The sequence below is a fragment of the Paraburkholderia domus genome (assembly GCF_905220705.1).
Taxonomy (GTDB): Bacteria; Pseudomonadota; Gammaproteobacteria; order Burkholderiales; family Burkholderiaceae; genus Paraburkholderia; species Paraburkholderia domus.
The window spans coordinates 267171-293002 of record NZ_CAJNAT010000005.1; the positions used below are offsets into that span (position 1 = coordinate 267171).

Here is a 25832-nt window from a genome sequence, read left to right on the forward strand (position 1 = left end):
GCGACGATGCGCGACGAGTTCGACGAGCCGCAACCGGCGCTTGAAACCAGCCCGGTCGCCGAAGTCATGGCGGCCGAGGCACCTGCATCCCTTTTACCGCAGGTGCCCGCCGGCATCCGGCTGTTGAACCGCGATTTTCTGACCGATGTAGCGAACATCCCGGACGGGTCGATCGACCTGATCCTTTGCGATCCGCCTTATGGGCTCGGCAAGGATTACGGTAACGACTCCGACATGCGCAGTGGCGAGGATTTCCTCACCTGGACGCGTGGCTGGCTTGAACTGGCTATTCCGAAGCTCAAGCCGTCGGGTTCGCTGTATATCTTCTGCACTTGGCAGTACGCGCCGGAAATCTTCAGCTTCCTGAAGACAAAGCTCACGATGATCAACGAAATCATCTGGGACAGGCGCGTGCCGAGCATGGGTGGAACGGTGCGCCGTTTCACCTCGGTGCACGATAACATCGGTTTTTTCGCGGTGTCGAAGGATTATTTCTTCGATCTCGATCCCGTCCGCATCCCGTACGATGCCGTCACGAAGAAGGCGCGTTCGCGTAAGTTGTTCGAAGGCAGTAAGTGGCTGGAGCTTGGCTATAATCCGAAGGACGTCTGGTCGGTATCCCGGCTGCATCGGCAACACGCCGAACGCGTCGATCATCCGACCCAGAAACCTTTGGAAATCGTCGAGCGGATGGTGCTGGCAAGTTGTCCCAAGGGCGGGCGCGTGCTCGACCCGTTCATGGGCAGCGGCACCACCGCAGTCGCTTGCGCCCGGCAGCAGCGCGAATTCGTCGGCTATGAGATCAATGAAAGTTACTGCGCAATAGCGCGCGAACGCGTTAGCGCGGCCGCGTCGGCGCCCACTGCCGCTCGCAAAACCCGCAAGGTTGCGGGCAAGGCTGAGCAGCAAACCGAGGCGCAATAAGCGCGCAGTAGCTAAAAAATCCGAGAATATTCCATGTCCCGTATCAAGAACACGTTTGCCGCGTTGTCCGCCCAGGGTAAGAAAGGCCTGATTCCGTTCATGACGGCCGGCGACCCGGATCCGGCACGCACGGTCGAATTCATGCACGCGCTCGCCGCCGGCGGCGCCGATGTGATCGAACTTGGCGTACCGTTTTCCGATCCGATGGCCGACGGCCCAGTGATCCAGCAATCGTCCGAACGCGCGTTGGCGCATGGCGTGTCGTTGCGTCACGTGCTGGCCGACGTGAAGCGCTTCCGTGAAACCGACGACAAGACGCCGGTGGTGCTGATGGGCTACGCCAATCCAATCGAACGCATGGGCACCGAAGCATTCGCCAAGGCTGCGCAGGAAGCCGGGGTAGACGGCGTGCTAGTTGTCGACTACCCGCCTGAAGAGTGCGTCAATTTCGCTGAACAGATGCGATCTGCCGGCATCGATCCGATCTTTTTGCTTGCGCCTACCTCTACGGATGAGCGCATCGCAGAAGTCGGCAAAATTGCCAGTGGCTACGTCTACTATGTATCTCTGAAAGGGGTGACCGGCGCGGCAAATCTGGACGTTTCCAGCATCGCGAGTAAAATCCCGGCCATCAAGTCGCGCGTACCCCTGCCGGTGGGCGTCGGTTTTGGCATCCGTGACGCGCAAACGGCGCGTTCGGTGGCCGAAGTGTCCGATGCCGTCGTGATCGGCAGCCGTATCGTGCAATTGCTCGAACAAGCCGCTCCGGAAACTGCCGCCGAGACGCTCAAGCACTTCATCGCTGAAGTGCGCGAGGCGCTCGATAGCGTCGCGACTGCCCGATAACAGTTATTTTTGTCGTCTGTAGTGTGAACGGCGGGTTCGTCCCGCCGTTTGCGCAACCGCTGACCCCAGAAGGATTCAATATGAGCTGGCTCGATAAGCTGCTGCCGCCGAAAATCAAACAAACCGACCCGAAGAACCGCAAGGGGATTCCGGAAGGCCTGTGGATCAAGTGCCCGTCGTGCGAAGCTGTGCTGTACCGCAACGACGTCGAGGCCAATCTGCACGTTTGCCCGAAGTGCGACCATCACATGCGCATCGGCGCGCGTGAGCGGCTCGACGGCCTGCTCGATCCGGAAGGCCGCTACGAAATCGGCCAGGAAATCGTCCCGGTCGACGCGCTCAAGTTCAAAGACAGCCGCAAGTACCCGGATCGCCTGAAAGAGGCGATGGACGACACCGACGAAACCGACGCGATGGTCGTGATGGGCGGCGCCATCCACACGCTGCCGGTGGTGGTCGCGTGTTTCGAGTTCTCGTTCATGGGCGGCTCGATGGGTTCGGTGGTCGGCGAGCGTTTCGCGCGCGGCGCGCAGAACGCGCTCGAACAGAAAGTGCCGTTCATCTGCTTCACCGCTTCGGGCGGCGCGCGAATGCAGGAAAGCTTGCTCTCGCTGATGCAAATGGCGAAGACCACGGCCATGCTGACCAAGCTCGCCGAAGCCAAGCTGCCGTTCATTTCCGTGCTGACCGATCCGACCATGGGTGGCGTGTCGGCGAGTTTCGCGTTCCTGGGCGACGTGGTGATCGCCGAGCCGAAGGCGCTGATCGGCTTTGCCGGCCCGCGCGTGATCGAACAGACCGTGCGTGAAAAGCTGCCGGAAGGCTTCCAGCGCGCCGAGTTCCTGCTGACGAAGGGCGCGGTCGACATGATCGTCGACCGTCGCAAGCTGCGTGAAGAAATCGCGCAATTGATGGCGCTGCTGAGCCATCAGCCGGCTGACGCAGTCGCGTAAGCCTTCGTATCCATACTGCGGCGCGCCTTCGCAGGCGCGGCTGTTGTCGGAAAAGCAGTCAAAAAAATAGCGCGCCGCGAGAGTCATCAAGCGGCGCGCTGTCATTTCCGGGATAATCACGGTCTCGCAACGCAGCACAGATTCACTCGATGACCACATTCCCCACCCTCGACGCGTGGCTCACGCACCTTGAATCCGCGCATCCGGTCGGCATCGACATGGGTTTGGGCCGTATCACGCAGGTACGTGACGCGATGCAGCTGTCGTTCGCGTGCCCGATCATCACGGTCGGCGGCACGAACGGCAAAGGATCGACTTGCGCGATCCTCGAATCGATTCTGCTGCGCGCGGGTTTCACCGTCGGCTGTCACACGTCGCCGCATCTGCTGTCGTTCAACGAGCGCGCACGCGTGAATGGCGAAATGGCGAGCGACACGGACCTGCTGCCGCACTTCGAAGCCGTCGAAGCTGCGCGCCTGAGCCTTGCCGAACCGGTCACGCTGACCTACTTCGAATTCACGACGCTGGCCATCATGAGCCTGTTCGCCTCGCGCGGACTGGACGCGGTGATCTTCGAAGTCGGCCTGGGCGGCCGACTCGACGCGGTCAACATCCTCGACGCGGACTGCGCGATCATCACCAGCATCGATATCGATCACACCGAGTATCTCGGCGACACGCGCGAGAAAATCGCCTTCGAAAAAGCCGGCATTTTCCGCCCGGGTAAGCCGGCGATCTGCGCCGATCCGGTGCCGCCGCAAACATTGATCGATCACGCCGAAAAGATCGGCGCCGAATTGTGGTTGTTCGGCCGCGATTTCCGTTACGAAGGGCAGGCGGGCAGCGAGCGCCAGCAATGGAGCTACGTGGGCCCGACGATGCGTCGTTCCTCGCTCGCCTATCCGGCGTTGCGCGGGGCGAATCAGTTGATCAACACGTCGGCGGCCCTTGCGGGTCTTGAAGCGCTGCGCGACCGGCTCCCGGTCTCGGCGCAGGACATCCGCCTAGGCCTCGCCAACGTCGAACTGCCGGGGCGCTTCCAGGTGCTGCCGGGCAAGCCGGCCATTGTGCTCGACGTGGGCCACAACCCGCACGCAGCCGCGGTGCTGACGCAAAACCTCGGCAATATGGGCTTTTTCCCGTACACCTATGCCGTGTTTGGCGCGATGCGCGACAAGGACATTGCCGGCGTACTGGCGCACCTGAAGGGCGAAATCGATCATTGGTGCGTGACCGATCTGCCGACCCCGCGTGCGGCTTCGGCGGAAGAACTCGAGGCGGCCTTGCGCGAGCAGGGCGTGAGCGACGGCAACGACAGCAGCGTGACGCGCTACGCATCACCGGCGGAGGCTTTCCAAGACGCGCTAAAACGAGCGTCAGAGAATGATAGAATCGTGGTTTTCGGCAGTTTCTATACGGTAGCAGGCGTGATGGCCTACCGTAAATCGCAGCAACACTGAACGGGCGCCAGGCTCGAACCAAGCGATTCATGGGAATTTTCTCGTTCGGCAAGAAAGACGACGCACCTACTCGGCGCGGCGCAAACACCAGTTCCACTCGGGCCGCTCGTGGCGAGCGCGTGGAGCGGCGAACCCGCCGCACGGAGCGCACCGTAGATGCCGATGCGATGCTGCTCGACCCTACGTTGCCTGAAAAGCAGCGTGCGCGGCGCAGACTCGTCGGCGCGATTGCGCTGGTCGTCGCGGCGGTGGTGATCCTGCCCATGGTGCTGGATTCGCATCCCAAGCCCGTCACAGACGACATCTCTATCGACATTCCGAACCGCCCCGCGCCGAAGGTCGCCAAGACCGACGAAGACACGCAGGCCGGTGTAGCACCGGATAACCCAGCGCCTGACGCGGCACTCGCCGCTTCCGGCCTTGCGCCGACAACGGCAGCCACGCAAGGCCAGTCTGGCGCCACCAAGCAGCAGAGCGCAGCTACGAGTGCAGCGCCCGCAGTCAAGCCAGCTGTGAAACCGCAAGCGCCCGCCACCGTCGCGGCCAATACGGCACCGGCAGCGCCCGTAGCGCAAGCCCCTGCCAAGCCGGTCAAAGCGCCCGCCACGCAAAGCGCAGCGAACGTTTCAGCGCCGAGCGAAGACAGCGCGAATACGGCCGCCGCAGGCGCGGACGCCAATTCCGGCACGCCGGCATCGCCGCCGGGCAGCCGTTTCGCCGTCCAGCTGGGCGCATTTGCGAACGATGCCAACGCGCGTAGTTGGGCCACCAAGTTGAAAGCGGCGGGCGTGCCCGCATATACCGAACATCGGAAACAGGCCGACGGGTCGACGCTCACGCTATTGCGCGCCGGTCCGTTCGCCGACCGTGCAGCGGCTACAGCCGCAATTGCGAAGGTTCGTGAGGCCGGCCTGACGTCGGGCGCGAACAGCGGCGCTGCACAGTAAGCGAGCGATGTTCACTGCCTTCGACTACGCTGTAATAGCGGTGATCGGTTTGTCGGCCTTGCGCGGCACATGGCGCGGCTTTTTGTCTGAGATATTCGGGCTGATCGGCTGGATCGCGGCGTTTTTCATTGCTTGCCGCTTCGTCGCTTATGTCGTGCCGTTTATCCCTGCCACGTGGCCGGGCGGCGCGCTGACCCAGTGGCTGCTGGCGTTCGCGCTGGTGGCGATCGGCGTGGTGCTGGTGGCAAGCGTGCTGAACGCGTTGCTGAGCCGCATTGTGCAGGCAACCGGCTTGAGCGGCGTAGACCGCTCGCTGGGTTTGATGTTCGGCCTCGTGCGCGGGGTCATTCTGGTGCTGATTCTGGTCGCCCTTGCAGGCTTGACCGAACTGCCCCAACAGGAATTCTGGCGCAACGCCTTGCTTCGGCCCTATGCGGTCGAGGGCGTGCACGTAATGAAACCGCTGCTTCCCGAGACGCTCGCTGCCTACGTCCGCGTGTGACGATCAGGTGAACGGTTGAAGGAAAGCAGCAGGACTCCGGCGCAATCCGGTTGCCTTTATGCACCACCGCGTACCGTTGCGTACCCTCGCGCAGCATCGCAGGCACCGGCCGCCGTTACGAATTTCGTACCTTTGAAGGACATGCCATGTGCGGCATCGTAGGCGTAGTTTCCCATTCTCCGGTCAATCAACTGATCTATGACAGCCTGCTGCTTCTGCAGCACCGCGGTCAGGACGCCGCCGGCATCGCGACAGCGAACGGCAGCAATTTCCACATGCACAAGGCCAACGGCATGGTGCGCGACGTGTTCCGCACGCGCAACATGCGCAGCCTGCCCGGCACCACCGGTATCGGCCAGGTCCGTTACCCGACCGCCGGGTCTGCATCCAGCGAAGAAGAAGCCCAGCCGTTCTACGTGAACGCGCCGTTCGGCATCATCCTCGCGCACAACGGCAATCTGACCAACTGGCAGCAGCTGAAAGATGAGATGTTCCGCATCGATCGCCGCCACATCAATACCAACTCCGACACCGAAGTGATGCTCAACGTGCTCGCGCACGAATTGCAGCTGTCGAGTTCGAGCCTGCAACTCGATCCGGCCGCGCTGTTCAAGGCGGTGTCGGGCGTGCATCGCCGGGTAAGGGGTTCGTACGCGATCGTGTCGTTGATCGCCGGCTACGGTTTGCTCGGTTTCCGCGACCCGTTCGGCATTCGCCCGCTGTGCCTCGGCAAGCAGGAAACGCCGGAAGGCGTCGAATGGATACTGGCGTCGGAATCAGTCGCGATCGAAGGTATCGGTTTCGAATTTGTGCGTGACATTGCGCCGGGCGAAGCCATTTTCATCGACCTCGAAGGCAATTTGCACTCGCAGCAATGCGCGACGAATCCGAGCTTGAACCCGTGCATTTTCGAACTCGTGTACCTCGCGCGTCCGGACTCGGTGCTCGACGGCGTGCCGGTCTACAACGTGCGTTTGCGCATGGGCGATTACCTCGCCGAGAAGATCAAGCGCGAATTGCCCGACGTCCCAATCGACGTCGTGATGCCGATTCCCGATTCGTCACGTCCGGCCGCGATGCAGGTCGCGAAGAAGCTGGGCGTCGAGTATCGCGAAGGCTTCTTCAAGAACCGTTACGTGGGCCGCACCTTCATCATGCCGGGCCAGGCGATGCGCAAGAAGTCCGTGCGCCAGAAGCTGAACGCAATGGGCATCGAGTTCAAGGGTAAGAACGTGCTGATCGTCGACGATTCGATCGTGCGCGGTACCACCTCGCACGAAATCGTGCAGATGGCGCGCGATGCCGGCGCGAACAAGGTGATCTTCGCTTCGGCGGCGCCGCCGGTGAAATACCCGAACGTCTACGGTATCGATATGCCCACGCGCGGTGAACTCGTTGCACATGGCCGCACGGACGACGAAGTCGCACGCATGATCGGCGCTGACTATCTCGTTTATCAGGACGTTGACGCTCTGAAGCAGGCGGTGCGCGATATCAACCCGGCGCTGAAGGAATTCGAAGCCTCGTGCTTCGACGGCAACTACGTGACGGGCGATGTGACCACCGAGTATCTCGATCGCATCGAAACCGCGCGTCTCGCGCCGTCGTCGCAATCCGATCGCGACGCTGCGAGCGAAGCGGCTGACGGCGGCCCGGCGCGCTCGCAACTGCATCTCCAGTTGTCGGTCGGTTGAGTGATAACGCTCATGGCGTGGCCCGCTGCACGCCACGCCGCGAGCGTGTTAGCATGGTGGCTTGCGTCGATTTGATCTCAGCTTGCGGACGCGGGGCAACCCAAAACAGCTAAAGCGAATGGTGGAAAAGCCGCAGTCTTCCGCCTCCGCTCCAGCTTTTCCCCGCACATGAAGCCCGCTTATGCCGACGCAAAAGCGGGCTTTTTTGTTGCTGCCGTTTGGCGTGATGCGCTCTGCTCACTGAGCCATAGACGCCGAACCCAGCCATGGAACATTGGAAACCAGAACTAACATGGACGACTCCCTGAACTTCGATACGTTGGCAGTCCGCTCGGGCACAGTGCGCAGCGACTTCAATGAACATTCGGAAGCGATTTTCCTGACCTCGAGCTTCGTCTTCGCGAGTGCCGCGGACGCCGCCGAAAAATTCAAGAATTCCGAAGACAATTACACCTATTCGCGCTTCACGAACCCGACTGTCTCGATGTTCCAGGACCGTCTGGCTGCGCTTGAAGGTGGCGAAGCGTGCATGGCCACGGCTTCGGGGATGGCCGCGATCATGTCGGTGGTGATGTCGGTGCTGCAGGCCGGCGACCATCTGGTCAGCTCGCAGGCACTGTTCGGTTCGACGCTCGGCATGTTCTCGCAGATTTTCAGCAAGTTCGGCATCACGACGACCTTCGTCGATCCGACCGATCTGGACGCGTGGAAAAACGCCGTGCGTCCCGAGACGAAAATGTTTTTCCTCGAAACGCCGTCGAACCCGCTAACCGAAGTCGCCGATATCGAAGCGATCAGCAAGATCGCTAAGGCGGCCAACGCGATCTTCGTGGTGGACAACTGCTTCTGCAGCCCAGCCTTGCAGCAACCGTTGAAGCTCGGCGCAGACGTCGTGATGCATTCGGCCACCAAGTTCCTCGACGGCCAAGGCCGTGTGCTTGGCGGCGCGCTGGTCGGCTCGAAGAAGTTCATCATGGAAAAGGTGTTCCCGTTCGTGCGTAGCGCTGGGCCGACGTTGTCCGCATTCAACGCATGGGTGCTGCTCAAGGGTATGGAAACACTGTCGCTTCGCGTCGAAAAGCAGTCGGAGAATGCGCTTGAAATCGCTCGCTGGCTCGAAAAGCATCCGGCCGTGAACCGCGTGTTCTATCCGGGGCTCGAATCGCATCCGCAGCACGCGCTGGCCATGCGTCAGCAGAAGGCGGGCGGCGCGATCCTGTCGTTCGAACTGAAGGGCGATACGCCTGAGCAGATGCGCGCGAATGCCTGGCGCGTGATCGACAACACGAAGATCTGCTCGATCACCGGCAACCTCGGCGATACGCGCACCACCATCACGCATCCGGCGACCACCACGCACGGTCGCGTGACGCCTGAGGCGCGTGCGGCGGCGGGGATCAGCGAAGGCTTGATCCGTCTTGCAGTGGGTCTGGAAAACGCCGGCGATATCCGCGGCGATCTGGAGCGCGGTCTGGCGGGTTAAGCCGTAGAGAGGCAGCGGCGCGGTCCGGGGACCGCACCGCCGCCCGACCGCTTACGCCGCTGTCAGTGGGCGCTGGCTGCGCATCGTGACGAGGACGATGAGCAGCGCCAATACGAAGAATGCAGCAGAAGTGGTGGCTGAAACCGACAGAGCATGAGTGAGTTCGGCTTTGGCTTTCAGTTCCGAACTCGATCCGGTGGGCCCATGCGCTAAAGCGGCGCGCCTAAGCGCCAGATCGACAACGAAGACGACAACCGCCGTGCCCATTGCGCCGCCGATATAGTGCGTCGCATTGATCAACCCGGAAGCCGCACCGGCGTCGCTCGGCGCCACGCCGGCAATGCCAGCGGTCGTCAGCGGCACCAGCGCCGCGCCGGTACCGATCCCCAACATCATGATAGGCAATGCCAGATCGGCAAAGAACGTGGTGTCGGCACCCACCCTGCTCAGGCACACCATGCCGGTCGCTGCGATCAGCAGTCCTCCTGCCAGCAGACGTCTACCGCCTAGCCGCGGCAAGAGCCAAGGCACGCCGACCATCACCATCAGAAATTGCGTCACCGACAGCGGCAGGAAGGCGAGACCCGCGTGGAACGCGCTGAGTTCAAGGACCTCCTGCACATATTGGGTCAGAAAGAAGAAGGTTGCCAGCATGCCGCCTATTAGTAGCATCCTGCCGGCATAGGCTCCCGAACGTTGCGTGCTGGCGAACAGCGAGAGCGGGATAATCGGTTGCCGTGCCCGCTTCTCGATGAGAACGAAGGCGGTGATCAAGAGTCCGGCCGCGATGAGCGGCACCGCGACACCTGGGCGTGCCGCTCCGTCCGGCACGTAACGTACGAGCCCGTACACCAGAAGACTCGTGCCAAGCGTGACAGTCAACGCGCCCATGACATCGAAGTGGCCGCCTTTGCGCGGCGCTTCAGGCAGGCATCGCGGCCCCAGCATCAGCAGCAGTGCGCCGATGGGCACATTGATGAACAGTACCCAGCGCCAGGATGCGAAATCGGTCAGTACGCCACCGAGCACCAGCCCTGCCGCGCTTCCACCGCCGGAGACCGCCGTGTAAAGACTGATTGCGCGCACACGCGCCTCGCCCTCCGGGAAAAGCAGCATCAGTAGCGCGAGTGCGGACGGTGCGGCAAACGCGGCGGCGATGCCTTGCAAACCGCGCGCGAGCAACAGTTCATGGACCGATTGTGCGAGTCCTCCAGCGGATGACGCCAGGACAAACGCCGCGCTGGCGGCCAGGAACACTCGGCGGTGTCCCAGGATGTCGCCGGCGCGGGCGCCCAACAGCATGAATCCGCCGAACGTCAGCATATAGACGTTTTGCACCCAGGACAGATCTGCGCGTGCAAGTTGAAGGTCTACCCGAAGACGGGGCAACGCCGCGTACATCACGGTGCCGTCGATGACCACCATCAACTGGCAGGCCAGGATGACGACAAGAGCAAGCGTGCTTGCGGGCAGACGATTACGCCCGCTCGCGAGGTGCCGGGATTCTCGGTAGCCTGTCATGGCATCTGCCTTCAGGCAGCCTTGCGGCTTTCGAGCTGCGCGATGTCCGACAGGGAGAGGTCCAATTCGTCGCGGAGAAAACGAGGCATGGTCCAATGCGGCAGCGCGCCTTCATCGAACGGGCCAAAGGATTCCCGATACAACGGCAGCCAGCGAAGCGATTGCTCGATCAGTTGCTCACGGCTCGGCTCCTGCTGATAGGCCGCGTAAGGGCAACTGCGGTGCTCGATAAAGAAACCGCCGGGCAAGCGTTCCTCACAAAGTGTCCGGTATTCGCGTGTCTGGAGAATGAGGTAATGCCAGATCTCATCGATTTGCTGCTCGACTGGCAGAAAAAGACCACTCAGTTGATCCCGGTGCTTCGAGACCAGATAAAGGTAACGTAAGCATTCCACCACTTGCCGTTCTACGTAGTTAGAGGGCGAGCCGGTACGTCGTGTGAAATACAGGATTACTTCCGAATACAGTTCGTGGCCGAGCAACGCCTGTGCGTCGACCGCCGGGGCAGAATGCGTGGAGTGCATGCGATTTCCTTGTTGCAAGGGTAGAAGCTAGGAGTTGTTGGCCGACTCATGAGGTTTCGCGAGCCACGCGTATTTTCCTGACTTGCCTATGGCGATATGGGTGCGGTGCGAAATGGTGCAATCCATTCCAGTCGCTTCCTGGATGCGCTTTTGTAAATCAGCGGCTTCGTGCGGAATGAGCGGGGCGCGGTCGAACGTCGTGTAATGCAGGCAGGCTTTCGATTGCTCCACCGTGTGCAATTGATAGACGAAGATATTGGGCGAAGCGGCGCAGACCAGATCATCGAAATCGGCCTGCGACACAATACCGTGCGAAGTACTCAGCATCTCCTTTTCGCGGCCGCAGAACCTGACTATTTTCTCGGGATCCACCGATCCGTCGGCGGTCTGGACGCAGTCGCCGGAGCGGTATCGGATCAGTGGCATGTACGGATTGCGCACGCTCGACACGATCAGACTGTAGACAGAGTCACTCGCCGCAAACGGCACGAGTTCCAGTTGCATTTTGTCGAGATACGGCGAGTAGCGGCCATGCCGATCGCTGTAGTAGAGATAACCGAGTTCCGTACTGCCAAAGAGATCGATCACCGGGCAACTGAACTGCTCCAGCAGGAATCGCCTGACGTTTGCAGGGGTGTACTCGTAAGCGTGGATGATGCTGGCGGGTTGGGGGAAACGTTCACCCAGTCCGTATTCAGATACCTTCAGAACGAAATGGGCCAGATGGTAGCTGGAGCAATCCAGATGATAAAACCCGTGAGGATGGGGCTGCCGGGCAGCTTCGATGTCGTCCAGCATGCACTCGATATCGGCGCGCGCCCACAATGCCGGATCGAGTTTCTGGTTCAGATAGGAGGTTCGCTGATCGAGCCGCCGCATTCTGGATGACGCTGTTTCTGCTGTGTCTTCACCAGATTTCCGGGCGTTTACTCGTGCCACGTGTTCGGTTGCCAGTACCGTAGTGAGGGATACGCGCTGACACTGTTGCTGCCAGGTGAAGCGAATGTCGGGATGTTCGCTCCATAGCTGGTAGTACGAGTTCAACAGGAAATAAGGCGGGCGGATGATTTGCATCCTTGCGTGATGGGTTCCCGTCGAGAGAACGAACTCCGCTGCGCCTGTCTCCAGCGCGGCGGCGAGTTGCGCCGTCATCCAGTTGTCGGGAAAGTCCAGTGCGATAGCCGGCTTCTCCAGAATCGGAAAGAATTTTTCTGCAATCGACTGTTTGTAGATTGGAATGTCTTTGACCTGCTCGATTACATCGGCCGTCGGCTGGTTTTTCATGCGCACTCCGTAGGCTTATTGCGATGTCGAGAGAGGCCGGCCCTTGCGACTTGCAAGGGCCGGCCTCATGAGCGCGGCAGGAGGGTAAATTTTTCTCTGGCTGTCAGCTCATTCTCAACGTGGAACGATCAGCTAACGCAACCCGTCTTCGGAAGTGGCTTGGTTTGAGCAATCGAAATGCAGCCTTCTTTTGCAGCGGAAATGCAGCCCTCCTTGGCGCCCGAGATGCAGCCGGCTGTTTCGGCGGAGTTGGCGGCAACCCACTTGTTCCATACGGAGTTCTGAGCAATTTGGTGAACTAGCTTTTCCATTGAATACCTCCAAAGGTATAAAAAATATGGGATTGGGATGCACCAACAAAAAATATTACGCATCCCTTACCTAGGGCTTTCTTTTTGAAAGTTGGTTCAATTCCATTTGTGGTCTTAGGCGGTGAGGTCGAGCTGTTGCGCATTCGGGCGCAGACTCGAGGTTCATGGTGAAATTTTGGCGTTGATTGTCAAAGCCATTGATGCAGAGGGCTGCACGGCGGGAGCGAGGGGGGAGGTTATGACCGAAAATCGCGACGACACTTCGCGCTTTTTCATGGCGCGTGCGACGCAATGACGCATCTAATTCGTACTGCTTTGTTTTGCGGATTTAACTATTGGCAACAGTGCATGGAGGCGAGGTTCAAGCGTGCCTGTGATTCCGTGTTGCGCGCCATTGCCCGGGCGCCAGCCCGAAACGCCGCGTGAATGCGTGAGTGTATGCGCTCTGATCGCCAAAGCCGATGTCCAACGCGATATCGCTGAGCGATAGGCGTGGATCGGACAGCAAACCAAGAGACGTATCGAGTCGCAGACGCTGCAAATAGCGATGCGGCGTTTCGCCAAAGGCGTCGATAAAAAGCTGATGAAAGCGCCGCAAGCCGAAGCCGCAATGCGCGGCAAGGTCGGCGATACGCAGCGGCTCTGACAGATGCGCGCGCAGCCAGCGGTCGATGCGCGCGAAGTCGAGGCCGGCGCCAGACGCTTGCGCCCCGGCCACCGTGCCGGTGTCGGCCACCAACGCAGCGCCCAAGCGTGCGGCTGCGTCCCATTGAAAACGCCGGGTGTCCAGATCGTCGGTTTGAGCGCCGCCCGTGGCGTGCGCTGCAATCCGATGCGCGAGTTGCGTGAGCGAGGGATCTACCGTTACAGCTCGCGCCCGGTCGAACAGACGCTCCGGCACGGCCAGCGAGGCGGCCGGCAGATCCAGTACCAACTGCCGGTTCTCGCCAATGCCCGCGTAATCGTGCCGCGCGCCGGCCGGGATGAGCCAGGCGGAGCCGGCGTCGATCTGATGCGCGACGCCGTCTACCGCCATCACCATCGCGCCGTCGAGCCCGAGCACGACCTGGTGAAAGTCGTGCACGTCCGACGCTTCGATTGCGCCGTAGCGGCGCAACGAAACGCTAGGTGCAGTGACGGCGGCGTGACCCATTGGCGAAACCCGATTACAAAAACAGCGAAAAACTTAGACGCCGAGCAGTTCGACTTCGAACACGAGCGTTGCATTCGGCGGAATCACGCCGCCTGCGCCACGCACGCCGTAGCCGAGTTGCGGCGGAATCGTCAGCTTGCGCGTGCCGCCGACCTTCATGCCTTGCACGCCTTCGTCCCAGCCCTTGATGACCATGCCGCCGCCCAGCACGAACGCGAACGGGTCGTTGCGGTCCTTGCTCGAGTCGAACTTCTGGCCGTCGGTCAGCCAGCCCGTGTAGTGCACGCTGACGGTCTTGCCGGCAACCGCTTCGGCGCCGGTGCCTTCAACGATGTCTTCGTATTTCAGGCCGGATTCGGTAGTCACAGTCGACATATGTCGCTCCTTAGGTCAAAAACGTAAAAACCGACATTGTAGGCGTGTTGGCGTCCTATCGCCCAGGATTGCGGCGTGGCATGCGGTTTGCGTCCATGTTGGCCGTCCGGCCAGGCTGATTGCGTTGCGCGGCATGCCTATAATGGGACTTCTCTTAACATTTCATGCACTGCCTGAGAGGGCTCGATCGTGACAACGTCTTCCGCCGGGACGACCGGCGCACAGCCGGTTCTTTCCGGCTTCGCCGTATCCGAACGCACCGCACATCTGCGCGCGGAAACCGCGCTGTTCATGCGCGACCACGTGCTGGCGCTGGTGTCGCACGACCTGCGGGGTCCGCTGAACGCCATCCATAGCTGGGCGTACGTGCTCGAGCGCAAGCTCGATGCGAACGACCCCAATTCGCAGCGGGCCGTCACCGGGATTCGTAACGGCGTGGACCAGCAGGTGAAGTTGCTGGAGACGATTGTCGACGCCACGCGTGCTGAAACCAAATCGCTGGCACTCGCCTGTGCGTCGTTTCCGCTGCATCCGCTAGTTGATGAAACCGTGGCAGAAGTCCGCTCCGGATTGGCCCGCGCGCGCGGTGTCGAGGTCACGGTCGAGTCGCGACTCGCTACCGAGCAGCTCAACGGCGACCGTGAGCGCCTGGCCGCCGCGCTGTGGGTCATGCTCACGTTTGCCGTCGAAGCGAGCACGGAGGGTGCCGTGGTCACGCTGGCTACACACGCGGATGCCACCAGGTGGCATGCCACCGTCACCTTCAATCAGAACGCCAGTGCACTGGACGATCCATCGTTGCCGCATTTGCTGGAAGCCTTTGCCCGCAAACAGGCGAGCGAGCCGCGCGAAGCCAAACGGATCGCGTGGGTGTTCGCGCTGTGCAAGCGCGTCGCGGAAACGCACGGCGGCGATTTCGAGCAAAGCGACGCACCTGAAAGCGAAACTGCTACGCTCGCGCTGCATGTGCCGCTGAGTGCGCCGGCACCAACTTGAGCAGCGGCTATCGGGGCGCGTTCCTGCGCGCGATTAACTTTCGTCTTGCTTTCACCCTCTATACTGACAACTTTTGTTGCCGGAGCCCTTCGCTTTGATCCAGGTTGTCGCCCTTATCGGTGCGTTGTTTCTCGTTGCCCTCAACGGTTTTTTTGTCGCCGCCGAATTCGGTCTGGTGAAGCTGCGGCAGACGCGCGTGCAGAGTCTCGCGGCCAAACATGGCATGCGCGGGCGTTTGCTGGCGAAGGTGCATGGACGGCTCGACGCGTATCTGTCCGCCTGTCAGCTCGGCATCACACTGGCGTCGCTCGGGCTTGGCTGGATCGGCGAGCCGGCGTTCGCTGAACTGCTCACGCCGGTCTTCAGCCTGCTTGGCGTGGAATCGGAGAAGCTGATTCACGGCATCTCACTGTTCTTCGCGTTCTCGTGCATTTCGTTCCTGCATATCGTGGTCGGTGAGCTGGCGCCGAAGTCGCTGGCAATTCGTGAGTCTGAGAAGGTTTCGTTGTGGGCCGCCACGCCGCTCTACGGCTTTTACTGGGCGATGTATCCGGCGATCTGGGTCCTCAACACGAGCGCCAACGCGGTGTTGAAGCTCGCTGGCCTCGACGGGGACCACGGCCACGACTCGCATTACTCGACCGACGAGCTCAAGCTGATCCTGCGTGGCCGCCGCGCCAACGTCGCGACGGAGCTCGGTTCGCCGGACGGTGCATACAGCCAGGACGAATGGAACACGATTGCGCATTCGCTGGATTTTTCGCGCATGACCGTCTCGGATCTGATGCGCCCGTCATATGAAATGGTCGGCCTGCGGCGCGATTTGCCGTTGCGCGAGAACATGCAGGTGGTGGCGCGGCACCGCTTCAGCCGTTATCCGCTGTTCGAAGACGCGTCCGGGGAGCGCGTGGCCGGCATGATCCACTTGAAGGATTTGCTGCTGGCACGGCACGCGGGCAGCACGCTCGAGGACCTCTCCAAATATGCGCGGCCCGTGCAGTACGTGAAGCCTGACATGCCTGCGCTCGAACTGTTTCGCCGCTTCCGCAAGGGCGCGCCGCATTTCGCGCTGGTCGGTCATAAGAACTCGAAGCCGATCGGCTTTCTGACGCTGGACAATCTGCTCGGCGCACTCGTGGGGCAGATTCACGACGAATTCCGCCAGGGCGACGCCGACTGGACGCGCATGGACGACGGCACGTTGATGGGCAAGGGCAGCTTGCCGGTGGTGTCGTTGGAACGCGCGCTCGGGATCGACATCGACGAAGGCAAGGCCGAATCGGTCGGCGGCCTCGTGATTCAGGCGCTCAACGATCTGCCTACCGAAGGGCAGCGCGTTGAGTTCGATCACTTCGACGTGGTGGTCAAGAAGATGAAAGGGCCGCGCATCGTGCTCGTGCGCGTCTATCCGAAAACCTTCGATGACGAAGGCGGTTGAACGGCTTCTGTGCTGAGCCCGTCCCAAGCCCACTGAAACATTGCTCAAGTAAAATCGCCGTCCATACCACCGGGGGCGACATGGGATATTTGCTGGTGCTGTGCGTCGGTTTGCTGGCTGGCACCTTGAGCGGCGTGATCGGTACGGGCTCGTCGATGATGCTGATGCCCGTTCTCGTGATGCTGTTCGGTCCGCAGCAGGCGGTGCCGATCATGGCGATCGCCGCAATCATGGGCAACTTCGGAAAGATTCTCGCTTGGTGGCGCGAGATCGACTGGCGGGCGTGCGGCGCTTATTGCGCGACTGCGGTTCCAGGCGCCGCGCTGGGTGTGCGGACGCTTCTTGCGTTGCCGCCCCATGCGGTTGAACTGGCGTTGGGGCTGTTTTTTGTCGCCATGGTGCCGACCCGGCGCTGGCTGGCGCGACGCGCCATCAAATTCACTTTGTGGCAGCTTTCGCTGATCGGCGGCGTGGTGGGTTTTCTCACTGGCATCGTCGTTTCCACCGGGCCGATCACAGTGCCCGTGTTTATGTCGTACGGCCTGGTCAAAGGCGCCTTTCTCGCGACCGAAGCGGCTGGATCACTGGCTGTCTACGGCACCAAAGTCGCGGTCTTCAAGCATTTCGGCGCATTGCCATTGCATGTGGTGATCGACGGTTTGATCACCGGTACGGCACTCATGATCGGGTCCTTTTCCGCGCGGCTAATTGTGGTCCGGATGAGTCCTTCAGTTTTCAAACTTGTCGTTGACGGGTTGATGTTGTCTTCCGGGGTTTCGTTGCTGTGGGCGGCGGGGCGGTAGGTTTTTTGCGAAAAAGCATGGAATATCACCCCACCGACGCCTCAAACACCCTCCTGTAGTTCCCCCCAAGAATCGCCCCGACTTCCGCTTGTGAGAACCCGGCAGGCAACAGCGCACTGGCCAGATCGGGCAACTGCTCGTAGCTCCTGAACACTGGGGGTGAAATAAACCCGAGCATGTCGCTCCCCAAACCGACATGGTCTACCCCCACGACATCCGCCATGCGTTTGACGCTTTCAGCCAGTCGAGCTGCATCGGTGCTCCTCCCAGATGCGGTTATTTGCGCGTCGATGTTACCTGGCTTTTATCCAGCGTTAGCGCTCCGACCATGCTTTCAACGAGCTTCAACGCTTCGGCTTTCAATGCGACGGGGTCGTCTGCGCCGTCGAGCAATTGCGCCGCTTCGCACACCATGCTGCCGATCATCCGCGCGGCGAGGTACGCCTTTGCTTTTTCACGGCCGGTGCTCTGGTTCGTCAGCGCGCCGAGGAGCAGACCGTAGACGTGCGCTTCCTCGATCTCGCGGCACCGCGCCGGGCCGAGCACGGCGGGCGCAGTTTCGATGACGAGTTGCCGGTAGGCGGGTTCGGTGCAGACCTCCAGGAATTCGCGGATGCCCGCGCTCATCCGTTTTGCTTTCGGCGCGGCTTCGGCTGCGGATTTGACTTTAGATGCGGCGCTCGCCTGGAGAGATTCGACCAAGGCGTCGAACAGTTCGGCTTTGTCAGCGAAGTGGTGATAGAAGGCGCCTCGGGTCACGCGCGCGCTGCGTGCGATGGCTTCTATCCCGATCTGCTGGTAGCCCTGCGATGTGAATAGCTCGCCGGCAGCGGTGATGAGCGCCTGCCGGGTCGCGTCCGCATATTCCTCGCGACGGGATCTTGGGGTTGGATCTGCTGTCGGCATCGGGTTCGATTTTTATCCCTTGATTTTTCACATTCTGATTGTAGTATACATACACGGTGTATGTGAAAATCGTGTTGTATGTTTAGATGGCCTTTGGCTGCGGCCATGGATACATGGGCAAACAACACCGTAGGTAAGCAATCCATTCAGGAGCAAACCCACATGACGTCAGCAGAAAAATACCTTCCTCCGACTGCAGAGCAGTTAGCCAATGCCCGGACAGCAGTGCAACGCTTCGCCTCGGAGTGGCAGCACCCGGTCGCCGACAACCTGGAAGATCTCATGCACGAGGACACACAAAACCTGATTCCACCCATGACCGAACCGGCCAACAGGGCAGGCGTAATCGAACACTTCCGTCAGGTCCTGACCCAACTTCCGGACTTGAAAGTAGATGTTCTTCAGTGGGCGCCCACTGGCGACGCCGTCATGATCGAATGGCAGGCATCCGCCACCGTAGCCGGACAGGCGCTCAACTGGCAGGGTGTCGACCGCTTCAACCTGCGCGGTGACCGGATGTACAAAGGGCAGGTGTATTGGGACACGCGACGAGTCGCGGAACAGGTGGCCGAAGCAGTCAAACGCGCACAGCAAGGCGGCTCAGCGGGATGATGCATCGCCTTGAAAGAGTGAAATAAAAAAGCGGTTAAAGCACATGCGCTTTAACCGCGTTCGACCTTCTAACAATCGCAGATCAACTGCGTGGCACGCCGTCCTCCACCAACACCGCAATAGGCATCGCGCCCAACGCATCGCGCAGATAGAGCAAGCCGTCTTCATCGACCTTAGGCGCCGCCGGACTCAACCAATCGAATAGCGCACGCCCGGCCAGATCCGCAGGCATCTCGATTGCCGTATCACCCCATTTAGCCGGATCGACCATTGGCAAATCGTCGTTCTCACCGAGCAATCCTGCAGCAATCCGGCTCGCCATCACGACAGCCCACGCATTCCCATGCCGCCGCGCAAACGCGATCACATGCGACGCATGCGCACCGCGCGCCTTGAGCGGCAGATACGTACTCTGACTCAGCAACTCCGGCAAATGCGCGCGCAACGCCAGCACGCGTTGCACCACCGCGAGCTTCACCCGGCCATCGCGCCAGTTCGCCAAAAACTCCGACGGCGGTGTCTGCCCCAGCCACGCCTCACGTTTGGCAAAATCAACAGGCCGCCGATTGTCCGGATCGACCAGACTGAAGTCCCACAACTCAGTGCCCTGATAAAGATCGGGAATCCCAGGCGACGCCAGCCGCAACACCGTCTGCTGCAAACTATTGAGCGCACCAGCGCGCCCAATCCGCGCGACGAACGCCGACAGCTCGCGCAGGAATCCATCGCGCCGCTGAGGCGCCAAAATATCGAAGAGGAAGTCGCGGCAGCCGGCCTCATACGCTTCGTCCGGTGCGAGCCAGTTGGTCTGCAGCTTTGCTTCCCGAAGCGCCTTCAATTGCCATTGCGCGACGCGCTCGGCCAGTGCCTTGACGCCGGCTTCATCGTCCGGCTTCAAATCCGGGGGCCAGCAGCCCACCAGCGTCTGATACAGCATCGCTTCGGCGGCGGGGCCTGGTGCCCAATCGTAGCTGGTGTCGTGGCTGATACTGCTGATTGGCGTACCGACGACGGCGCGGCGATGCGGCGCGTTCAAGGTCGACCACGCGCGCAATCTGGCGCTCCATTCATCCGGGATCTCACTCAACACGGCAAGCCGCGCGCGCACGTCTTCGCCACGCTTGTGGTCATGCGTTGCCGTGGCGAGCATCGCGTGAGGAAAGCGCTGCGAACGCTCGAGATTCGCCGCATGAAATTGCTCGACCGACAAAGCAAACTCGCCGGGGTCCGAGCCGACTTCATTGCGCGACAGCAAGCGTCCATAGCGATAGCACGCCGTATCTTCAATCGCCTTTGCGGCGACCGGCGCGGTCAATTGCGAAAACAGCGTCTGTGCGGTGCGCCGCGCCGAACCCGCATGACTCGGCGGTGCCCCGTTCGGGCTTTGCTGTTGCGATGGGACGTTGCCCCGAGCATTCGGCACTTCTTCGGCGCTGCCTCCAAGCCACGCGTTCACGCGGTCGAGCACCACGTAATCAGCGCGCGAAAGCGTCTCGCGCGCGCCTGCCAGCGCCTGCTCGAAATACACGTTATCGGCGGCGCTGCGCAGCCCGTTCTGTGGATAGATCCGATACACCGGGAAATGCACGACCAGTTCGGTCAGCACGCGCCGCAACGCGGTGAAGGTGAAATCGCGCGTCGTCAGCGAATCGCGGGCAATCCGATGCAGCGCGCGCGCCGCGCGGTCCAGTTCCGCCGAGAGGTTCTCCACGAGAATCTTGCGTCGCGCGGCCAAGGCTTCGTCGGCGAATCGCGGGCTGCGGCCGGTGAGTTCGGCCCACGTCTCTCCGAGCGGCTCCGCGCCCGCCGGATCGTGCAGCAGCGCGCCCACGTCGTTCATGAAATCGTAGCCGGTCGTGCCGTCTATGGGCCAATCGTCGCGCAGCGGTTCGCCGCGGCCGAGAATCTTTTCGACGACCACATACGGCGCGGTGTCGCGCAATTCGGTGAGGCGCTGCCGCAGTCGCTGACAATACTCACGCGGCTCAGCGAGACCGTCTACGTGGTCGATCCGCAAACCATCCACCACACCTTCCTGGTACAAACGGAAAATCAGCGCGTGCACGGCCTCGAACACTTCGGGCCGCTCCACACGCACGCCCGCCAGCGTCGAGATGTCGAAGAAGCGCCGCCAGTTCACTTCGTCCGATGCGGTGCGCCACCACGCGAGGCGGAAGTGCTGCCGTTCGATCAATCGATGCAAACGGTCACGCGTAACCGGATCGGTGGGCGCATACGCTTCCAGCACCAAGTCGATCGCCGAGGCGCCGTTTTGCGCGACGAACTCGCGCAGCATGTCGCGTCCTTCGGCGGCGCGCGGTTGATCGGCCGGCTGCGTCGTCAGGCCCTGGAAACGTTCGGCCAGTGCGTTGAGATCGGCGCGGTCGGCGCCTTGCAGAATCGTCGCGTAGTCGATGGGACACACGGGAAACATATGCGGGCCGTAGCCGATATAAAAACGTCCGCTGTCGGCCGCAAAATGCAGCGCAATCCGGCCTGCCGCGAGTTCCTCACCGTACTGCGCGCCGAGGGTCGGCGCCAGCACCTTGCCGCGCAAGGCCGGATCGGGCGAATGCCAGTCGACATCGAAATGGCGTGCGTACGTGCTATGCCGGCCCCATTCGAGGATATCGAGCCACCATGCATTACTCGAGCCACCGACGCCCATATGGTTCGGCACCACGTCGACGATCAGCCCCATGTTGCGCGCGCGCAGTGCATCGACGAGGCGTTTCAAGCCCGCCTCGCCGCCGCATTCGGCATTGACCTGGGTGTAGTCGACGGTATCGTAGCCATGCATCGAGCCCGGCTCGGCCGTGGTGATGGGCGACGCGTACACATGGCTGATGCCGAGCGCGGCGAAGTATTCGACATGCTTGACGGCATTGTCGAAGGTAAAGCCTCGATGGAATTGGAGGCGAAGCGTGGAGCGCGGGACGGTCATGGCGTATCAGGCTCCGAAGACGCGTTGGAAGAAGCAGCAGGAACGGTTGCGCCGCGACGCGCGCGGTCGACAGCCAGCAGACGATCGCTGAAGGTGTCGTCCTCGAACAATTCGGCGATGGGCAAGGTCACCCGGCGGCGCCAGTTCGGATGCTCGTCGATCGAGCCCGGCAGATTCGGCTGCTCGACCAGCGCGAGCAGATCTTCGAGCGGGAACGTGACGAGCGGCCCGGGCGTCGCGGCGACGAAGGCGAGTGCTTCGTCCACGGGCGCCTCGTCGGGCGGCGGCGCTGCCACGTCCGGCGCGGCGACGCCGGCGTCCTGGAACGCGCGCCATAACAGCGCGCGATCGGCGGCGCGTTCTGCCTGCGCCACTTCCTCGGCGTCGCGGCCATCGGCACGCGCCATCGTCTGACCGATCCGGTTACGCCAGGTGATGTCGCTGCCGCGCCACCAGCCGGCCACCGTCGGCAGATCGTGGGTGGTCGTGGTGCCGACGGCGTTGCGGTCCCACGCGTGCGGCGGCTTGAAGCCCCTGCCGCTTTCCGCGCCTTCGAACCACAGCACGCGAATGCCGGCGAGTCCGTGCTCGTGGAGCCGCTCGCGAAAGCCGGGCGGCACGGTGCCGAGATCTTCGCCGATCACGATCGCGCGATGCCGCCACGATTCGAGCGCGATCAGCCGCAGCAGATCTTCGAGCGGATAGCGCAGATAGGCGCCATTACGCGCGCTCTCGCCTTCGGGCACGAGCCATAGACGCCGCAAGCCGAGAATGTGATCGATCCGGATGCCGCCCGCATGCGCGAATGCTGCGCGCAGCATGTCGATAAAAGCGGAGAAGCCCTGCGTACGCATCGCGCGCGGCGAGAAGGTGGTCAGGCCCCAAGCCTGTCCCGCCTGGTTGAACAGATCGGGCGGTGCGCCAACGGAAATGCCTTGCAGCATGTCGTCGCGGTACGACCATGCATGGCTGCCGGCACTATCGCACCCTACGGCCAAGTCTGCGATCAGCCCGACGGCCATGCCGGCATCGCTCGCCGCATGCTGCGCGTGCGACAAACCCTTGGCGGCAAGCCATTGCAGAAACAGATGAAAGTCGACTTCATGCCGATGCGCTTCGGCAAAGGCTTCGACTTCCGGGCTGCGCGGATCGCGCAACGCCTCGGGCCAGTTGCGCCAGTGGCCATTGCCGCCCTCTTGAGCTAACTGCACCGCCTGCAGCGCTTCGAAACGCGCATGATCTTCGAGCGCACGGCCGGCACGTTCGCAGAAGCCATGAAATTCGAGTGCACGTGGTGTGTCGTGTGCGCGTTCCTGCGAGCAGAAGTTCTCATAGAGCACGCGTAAGACCTTCAGCTTCAGCACGACCGCGTTCGGCCAATCGATCAGCGGTAAGTCTTCGAGTGTCGACCATGCGCCGGTGGCCTGCGCGGTGTCGAGCGCGGTGTCGAGCGCGGTGCGCGCGGCGTCCGCGCCGAACACCGCAGCGGGATCGATATGCGTGACGTTCAGCCACAAACGCGACGACGGCGAATACGGACTGAAGCGATTCGGCTCGGCGCTGAACATTGCGTGCGTCGGACTGACGGCGAGCGCATGCGCGCCGTGCTTCGCGCTTTCGGCGGCCATTTGCGCGAGAGCCGTATAGTCGCCGATGCCGCCATCACCCGTGCGTCGCAAGCCGTATAACTGCGCGGCAATACCCCATAGCGGCGGCGTTTGCGCCGCGGCGCCGTCGTGCAGCGTGCGCCATGCATCCGCGACGGTATAGCAGCGTGAGGGCGCCACGGCCAATGTCATGCGTTGCTCGTTGATCACCAGCGTGTGATAGCCCGGCTCGTCGATCGGCGCGAGCAACGCTTCCTCGCCTTTAGGCGCCGTGAAGCGGCCGTCGATGATCGAGCCGCTTTCGAGCTCGATCCGATAGTGACTGCCGGATTTGATCGCCGCAGCGGGCAGCGCAATGCCGCGCTCAACTTCAGCGGTCATCAACGGCGGCAGTTTTTTGCCGGACAGTTCGGCTTCGAGCGCAGCCGTGCTGTGCCGGATTTGCGTGGCGTTACCGCAAGGCAAGCCCATCCGTTCGAGCAGCACGGCGAGCGTGCTCTCCGGCACGTGCTGGGTCGTATGGTGCGCATCGCGCCACTCGACTTCGAAGCCGGCGCGAGTGGCAAGGGTATCGATCGTATCGGTGGGGCGTCGGGTACTCACGCGTGGCGCTCCTGTTGGCCTGCGATGCGAGCATCGTGGCCGATGGCATAGTCGCTGACGTCGCCGCTCACCCACGCGACGAACGCGTATGACGGCAACACCTTGACGTCGATCTGCTCGCGCACGCGCGGCGGCGTTTCGAAAATCACCTTGCCGGCAGGCAGATCGGGGAACGCCACGCTCTCCTTCGAGAGATTCAACGCGATTGACAAGGTTTCGCCGTCGCCGAGTTTCCAGCGGGCGATCAGCGCATTGGCGTCCCCGCCATTTGCGGCGGTCAGCACGGTAGAGCCGCGCGCTTTGGCATGTTTCAGGCGCGGTGTGATCAGCTTCGCCCGCACGGCGAGCGCGGATTTGTAGAAGTGCATCCAGTCGAGGCGGTCCTTCGCGTCGTCATCCGCGGCGGGGCCTTGAGCAGGCTCGGGCGGTGACGATGCGGCAAAGGTCTTCACGTCGTTCGGATCGGGAATCTGGGCCCGACGCTTTTCGTCGCTGAACGCCGAAAAGCGTGCGAATTCCCGGCGCCGTCCTTCGCGCACGGCGTCGGCGAGCTCGCCGGTGTGGTCGGTAAAAAACAGGAACGGCTGGGTCGAGCCGTACTCCTCGTCCATGAACAGCATGGGGATGTGCGGCGACAGCAGCAGCAAACCGGTGGCGGCGCGCAGGGCATTGTCCGACGTCAGCTTGCGCAGGCGCTCGCCGAAGGCGCGATTGCCGATCTGATCGTGATTCTGCAAGAACATCACGAACGAGGTGGGTGGCAGATGCTGGCTCGATTCGCCACGTGGCGCACCTTTGTGAATCGGCGACGCGTCGCCCTGATACGCGAAACCTTCCGACAGCACACGCGCGAGGCGACGGATCGGCTGATCTTCATACGCGTGGTAATAGCCTTCGGTTTCGCCCGTCAGCAGAACGTGCAGCGTGTTGTGCGCGTCGTCGTTCCATTGCGCGTCGAAATGGGTTTCCAGCAGGCTCGCGCTGTTGTGCTCGTTTTCCAGCACCAGATGCACATGCCGCCCGTGCTGCACTCTCGCGCGGATATGGTCGGACAATTCGCGCAGCCACGCATGATTGTCGATGGCATGCACCGCATCGAAACGCAGGCCGTCGAGGCGATATTCGTTAATCCAGTAGACGGCGTTGTCGGTGAAGAAGTCGCTCACTTCGCTACGGTTGAAATCGATCGCGGGGCCCCAGGGCGTGTGCGTGCCTTCGCGGAAAAACGAGCGGGCGTATTCGTGCAGATAATTGCCGTCCGGGCCGAAGTGGTTATAGACCACGTCGAGAAATACCATCAGTCCGAGGCCGTGCGCGGCGTCGATCAGCGCTTTCAGTTCTTCGGGCCGGCCGTACGCGGAATCGGGCGCATACGGCAACACGCCGTCGTAGCCCCAGTTGTGCTTGCCGGGAAAGTCGTTCAACGGCATCAATTCGATGGCTGTCACCCCGAGCGCGGCAAGCGCGGGCAAACGTTTCTGCACACCCGCATAGCCGCCCATTGCGCCGACGTGCAACTCGTACAACACCGTTTCTTCCCACGGGCGGCCATGCCAGTTCGTATGTTCCCAGCGATACGCGCGCGGGTCGATCACTTCGCTCGGACCATGCACGTCTTGCGGCTGAAAGCGCGACGCAGGATCGGGCACCGCGTGCTCACCATCGAGCCGGAAGCGGTACAGCGTGCCCGCGCCGCAGTCGACGGTCGCTTCGAACCAGCCGTTGCCGGCGGACGTCATGTCGTGCGCGCCTTGGGTCGGTCCGTTTTCGATCGCCACCTGGACGGTCTTGCACGAAGGCGCCCAGAAACGGAACCGGGTGCGCGGGTTCGCGCCCGTAGCGCCCAGCAGCTGTGCGCTGAACGGCAGGCAATGCGCGTGATGATGCGCGTGAGGATCAATCGGACTTTCGGACATGATTCATCACCATTCGGTTTTGCTTCCCGC

23 protein-coding genes are annotated in these 25832 nt (G+C 61.9%); 12 read left to right on the forward strand and 11 right to left on the reverse strand.

Translation table 11 applies throughout. From position 1 onward, the window contains the following. Window positions 1-6: 6 nt before the first annotated feature. The 8 genes from KHO31_RS13010 to KHO31_RS13045 all read left to right on the forward strand — a co-directional run bounded on the left by KHO31_RS13010 (window position 7) and on the right by KHO31_RS13045 (window position 8809). Complete coding sequence (locus tag KHO31_RS13010; protein ID WP_201077785.1) at window positions 7-924, forward strand: DNA-methyltransferase; 918 nt, start codon at window positions 7-9, stop codon at window positions 922-924. 33 nt (window positions 925-957) lie between these two features. Further along, a complete protein-coding gene (gene trpA / locus KHO31_RS13015) occupies window positions 958-1770 on the forward strand; it encodes a tryptophan synthase subunit alpha (RefSeq protein ID WP_201077787.1) in 813 nt (270 codons plus the stop codon). A gap of 80 nt (window positions 1771-1850) precedes the next feature. After that, a complete protein-coding gene (accD, locus tag KHO31_RS13020; protein ID WP_074289018.1) occupies window positions 1851-2723 on the forward strand; it encodes an acetyl-CoA carboxylase, carboxyltransferase subunit beta in 873 nt (290 codons plus the stop codon). Between the two features lie 149 nt (window positions 2724-2872). Further along, complete coding sequence (gene folC, locus KHO31_RS13025) at window positions 2873-4183, forward strand: bifunctional tetrahydrofolate synthase/dihydrofolate synthase (RefSeq protein WP_201077789.1); 1311 nt, start codon at window positions 2873-2875, stop codon at window positions 4181-4183. A gap of 29 nt (window positions 4184-4212) precedes the next feature. Then, entirely contained in the window at window positions 4213-5130 is a 918-nt protein-coding gene (locus tag KHO31_RS13030; protein WP_211623492.1) for an SPOR domain-containing protein, read from the forward strand. A 7-nt stretch (window positions 5131-5137) separates the two neighbouring features. Beyond that, window positions 5138-5632, forward strand: coding sequence for a CvpA family protein (locus KHO31_RS13035; RefSeq protein WP_201085182.1), 495 nt, complete (start codon window positions 5138-5140; stop codon window positions 5630-5632). A gap of 146 nt (window positions 5633-5778) precedes the next feature. After that, window positions 5779-7326, forward strand: a complete 1548-nt coding sequence (purF, locus tag KHO31_RS13040; protein WP_074290132.1) for an amidophosphoribosyltransferase — start codon at window positions 5779-5781, stop codon at window positions 7324-7326. A 292-nt stretch (window positions 7327-7618) separates the two neighbouring features. Continuing rightward, complete coding sequence (locus KHO31_RS13045) at window positions 7619-8809, forward strand: O-succinylhomoserine sulfhydrylase (protein ID WP_201077794.1); 1191 nt, start codon at window positions 7619-7621, stop codon at window positions 8807-8809. Between the two features lie 51 nt (window positions 8810-8860). Here the strand turns inward: KHO31_RS13045 and KHO31_RS13050 are convergent, their stop codons facing one another. From KHO31_RS13050 to KHO31_RS13075, 6 genes are all read right to left on the reverse strand, one after another. Further along, entirely contained in the window at window positions 8861-10330 is a 1470-nt protein-coding gene (locus KHO31_RS13050; protein ID WP_201085183.1) for an MFS transporter, read from the reverse strand. Window positions 10331-10341: 11 nt separating this feature from the next. Beyond that, a complete protein-coding gene (locus KHO31_RS13055; RefSeq protein WP_201085184.1) occupies window positions 10342-10854 on the reverse strand; it encodes a glycine-rich domain-containing protein in 513 nt (170 codons plus the stop codon). A gap of 27 nt (window positions 10855-10881) precedes the next feature. Continuing rightward, complete coding sequence (locus tag KHO31_RS13060; protein WP_211623494.1) at window positions 10882-12138, reverse strand: acyl-CoA synthetase family protein; 1257 nt, start codon at window positions 12136-12138, stop codon at window positions 10882-10884. A gap of 128 nt (window positions 12139-12266) precedes the next feature. Further along, window positions 12267-12449, reverse strand: coding sequence for a hypothetical protein (locus KHO31_RS13065; protein WP_201085186.1), 183 nt, complete (start codon window positions 12447-12449; stop codon window positions 12267-12269). A 361-nt stretch (window positions 12450-12810) separates the two neighbouring features. Continuing rightward, window positions 12811-13602: an AraC family transcriptional regulator gene (locus KHO31_RS13070; protein ID WP_201077810.1), complete on the reverse strand. Its 792-nt coding sequence runs from the start codon at window positions 13600-13602 to the stop codon at window positions 12811-12813. Window positions 13603-13635: 33 nt separating this feature from the next. After that, entirely contained in the window at window positions 13636-13977 is a 342-nt protein-coding gene (locus KHO31_RS13075; RefSeq protein ID WP_027803023.1) for an FKBP-type peptidyl-prolyl cis-trans isomerase, read from the reverse strand. Window positions 13978-14166: 189 nt separating this feature from the next. Between KHO31_RS13075 and KHO31_RS13080 the strand changes: the two genes are divergently transcribed. The 3 genes from KHO31_RS13080 (at window position 14167) to KHO31_RS13090 (ending at window position 17214) form a co-directional block, all read left to right on the forward strand. Then, window positions 14167-14973, forward strand: a complete 807-nt coding sequence (locus tag KHO31_RS13080) for a sensor histidine kinase (RefSeq protein WP_201139113.1) — start codon at window positions 14167-14169, stop codon at window positions 14971-14973. A gap of 94 nt (window positions 14974-15067) precedes the next feature. Continuing rightward, entirely contained in the window at window positions 15068-16411 is a 1344-nt protein-coding gene (locus KHO31_RS13085; protein ID WP_201077814.1) for a hemolysin family protein, read from the forward strand. 80 nt (window positions 16412-16491) lie between these two features. Beyond that, on the forward strand, window positions 16492-17214 hold the full coding sequence (locus tag KHO31_RS13090) for a sulfite exporter TauE/SafE family protein (RefSeq protein ID WP_211623495.1): 723 nt from the start codon (window positions 16492-16494) through the stop codon (window positions 17212-17214). 25 nt (window positions 17215-17239) lie between these two features. On the opposite strand, the gene KHO31_RS13095 is transcribed toward KHO31_RS13090, so the two are convergent. Both KHO31_RS13095 and KHO31_RS13100 read right to left on the reverse strand, forming a co-directional pair. Continuing rightward, window positions 17240-17506 carry a membrane dipeptidase gene (locus KHO31_RS13095; RefSeq protein ID WP_201078063.1) on the reverse strand — a complete coding sequence of 89 codons (267 nt, stop codon included), beginning with the start codon at window positions 17504-17506 and terminating at the stop codon, window positions 17240-17242. After that, window positions 17491-18120 carry a TetR/AcrR family transcriptional regulator gene (locus tag KHO31_RS13100; protein WP_211623497.1) on the reverse strand — a complete coding sequence of 210 codons (630 nt, stop codon included), beginning with the start codon at window positions 18118-18120 and terminating at the stop codon, window positions 17491-17493. The genes KHO31_RS13095 and KHO31_RS13100 overlap by 16 nt, the downstream gene beginning before the upstream one ends. A 105-nt stretch (window positions 18121-18225) precedes the next feature. Between KHO31_RS13100 and KHO31_RS13105 the strand changes: the two genes are divergently transcribed. After that, complete coding sequence (locus KHO31_RS13105; protein ID WP_201077820.1) at window positions 18226-18732, forward strand: nuclear transport factor 2 family protein; 507 nt, start codon at window positions 18226-18228, stop codon at window positions 18730-18732. Between the two features lie 82 nt (window positions 18733-18814). Here the strand turns inward: KHO31_RS13105 and treY are convergent, their stop codons facing one another. From treY to treZ, 3 genes are read right to left on the reverse strand one after another with little or no spacing between them, the layout of a single operon-like run. Beyond that, the gene (gene treY, locus KHO31_RS13110) at window positions 18815-21676 is read right to left on the reverse strand and encodes a malto-oligosyltrehalose synthase (RefSeq protein ID WP_211623499.1); all 2862 of its coding nucleotides are present in this window, start codon (window positions 21674-21676) and stop codon (window positions 18815-18817) included. Then, window positions 21673-23886 carry a 4-alpha-glucanotransferase gene (gene malQ / locus KHO31_RS13115; protein WP_211623501.1) on the reverse strand — a complete coding sequence of 738 codons (2214 nt, stop codon included), beginning with the start codon at window positions 23884-23886 and terminating at the stop codon, window positions 21673-21675. The genes treY and malQ overlap by 4 nt, the downstream gene beginning before the upstream one ends. Further along, window positions 23883-25802, reverse strand: coding sequence for a malto-oligosyltrehalose trehalohydrolase (gene treZ / locus KHO31_RS13120; protein WP_201085191.1), 1920 nt, complete (start codon window positions 25800-25802; stop codon window positions 23883-23885). Before treZ ends, malQ begins: the two co-directional genes overlap by 4 nt. Window positions 25803-25832: the final 30 nt, after the last annotated feature.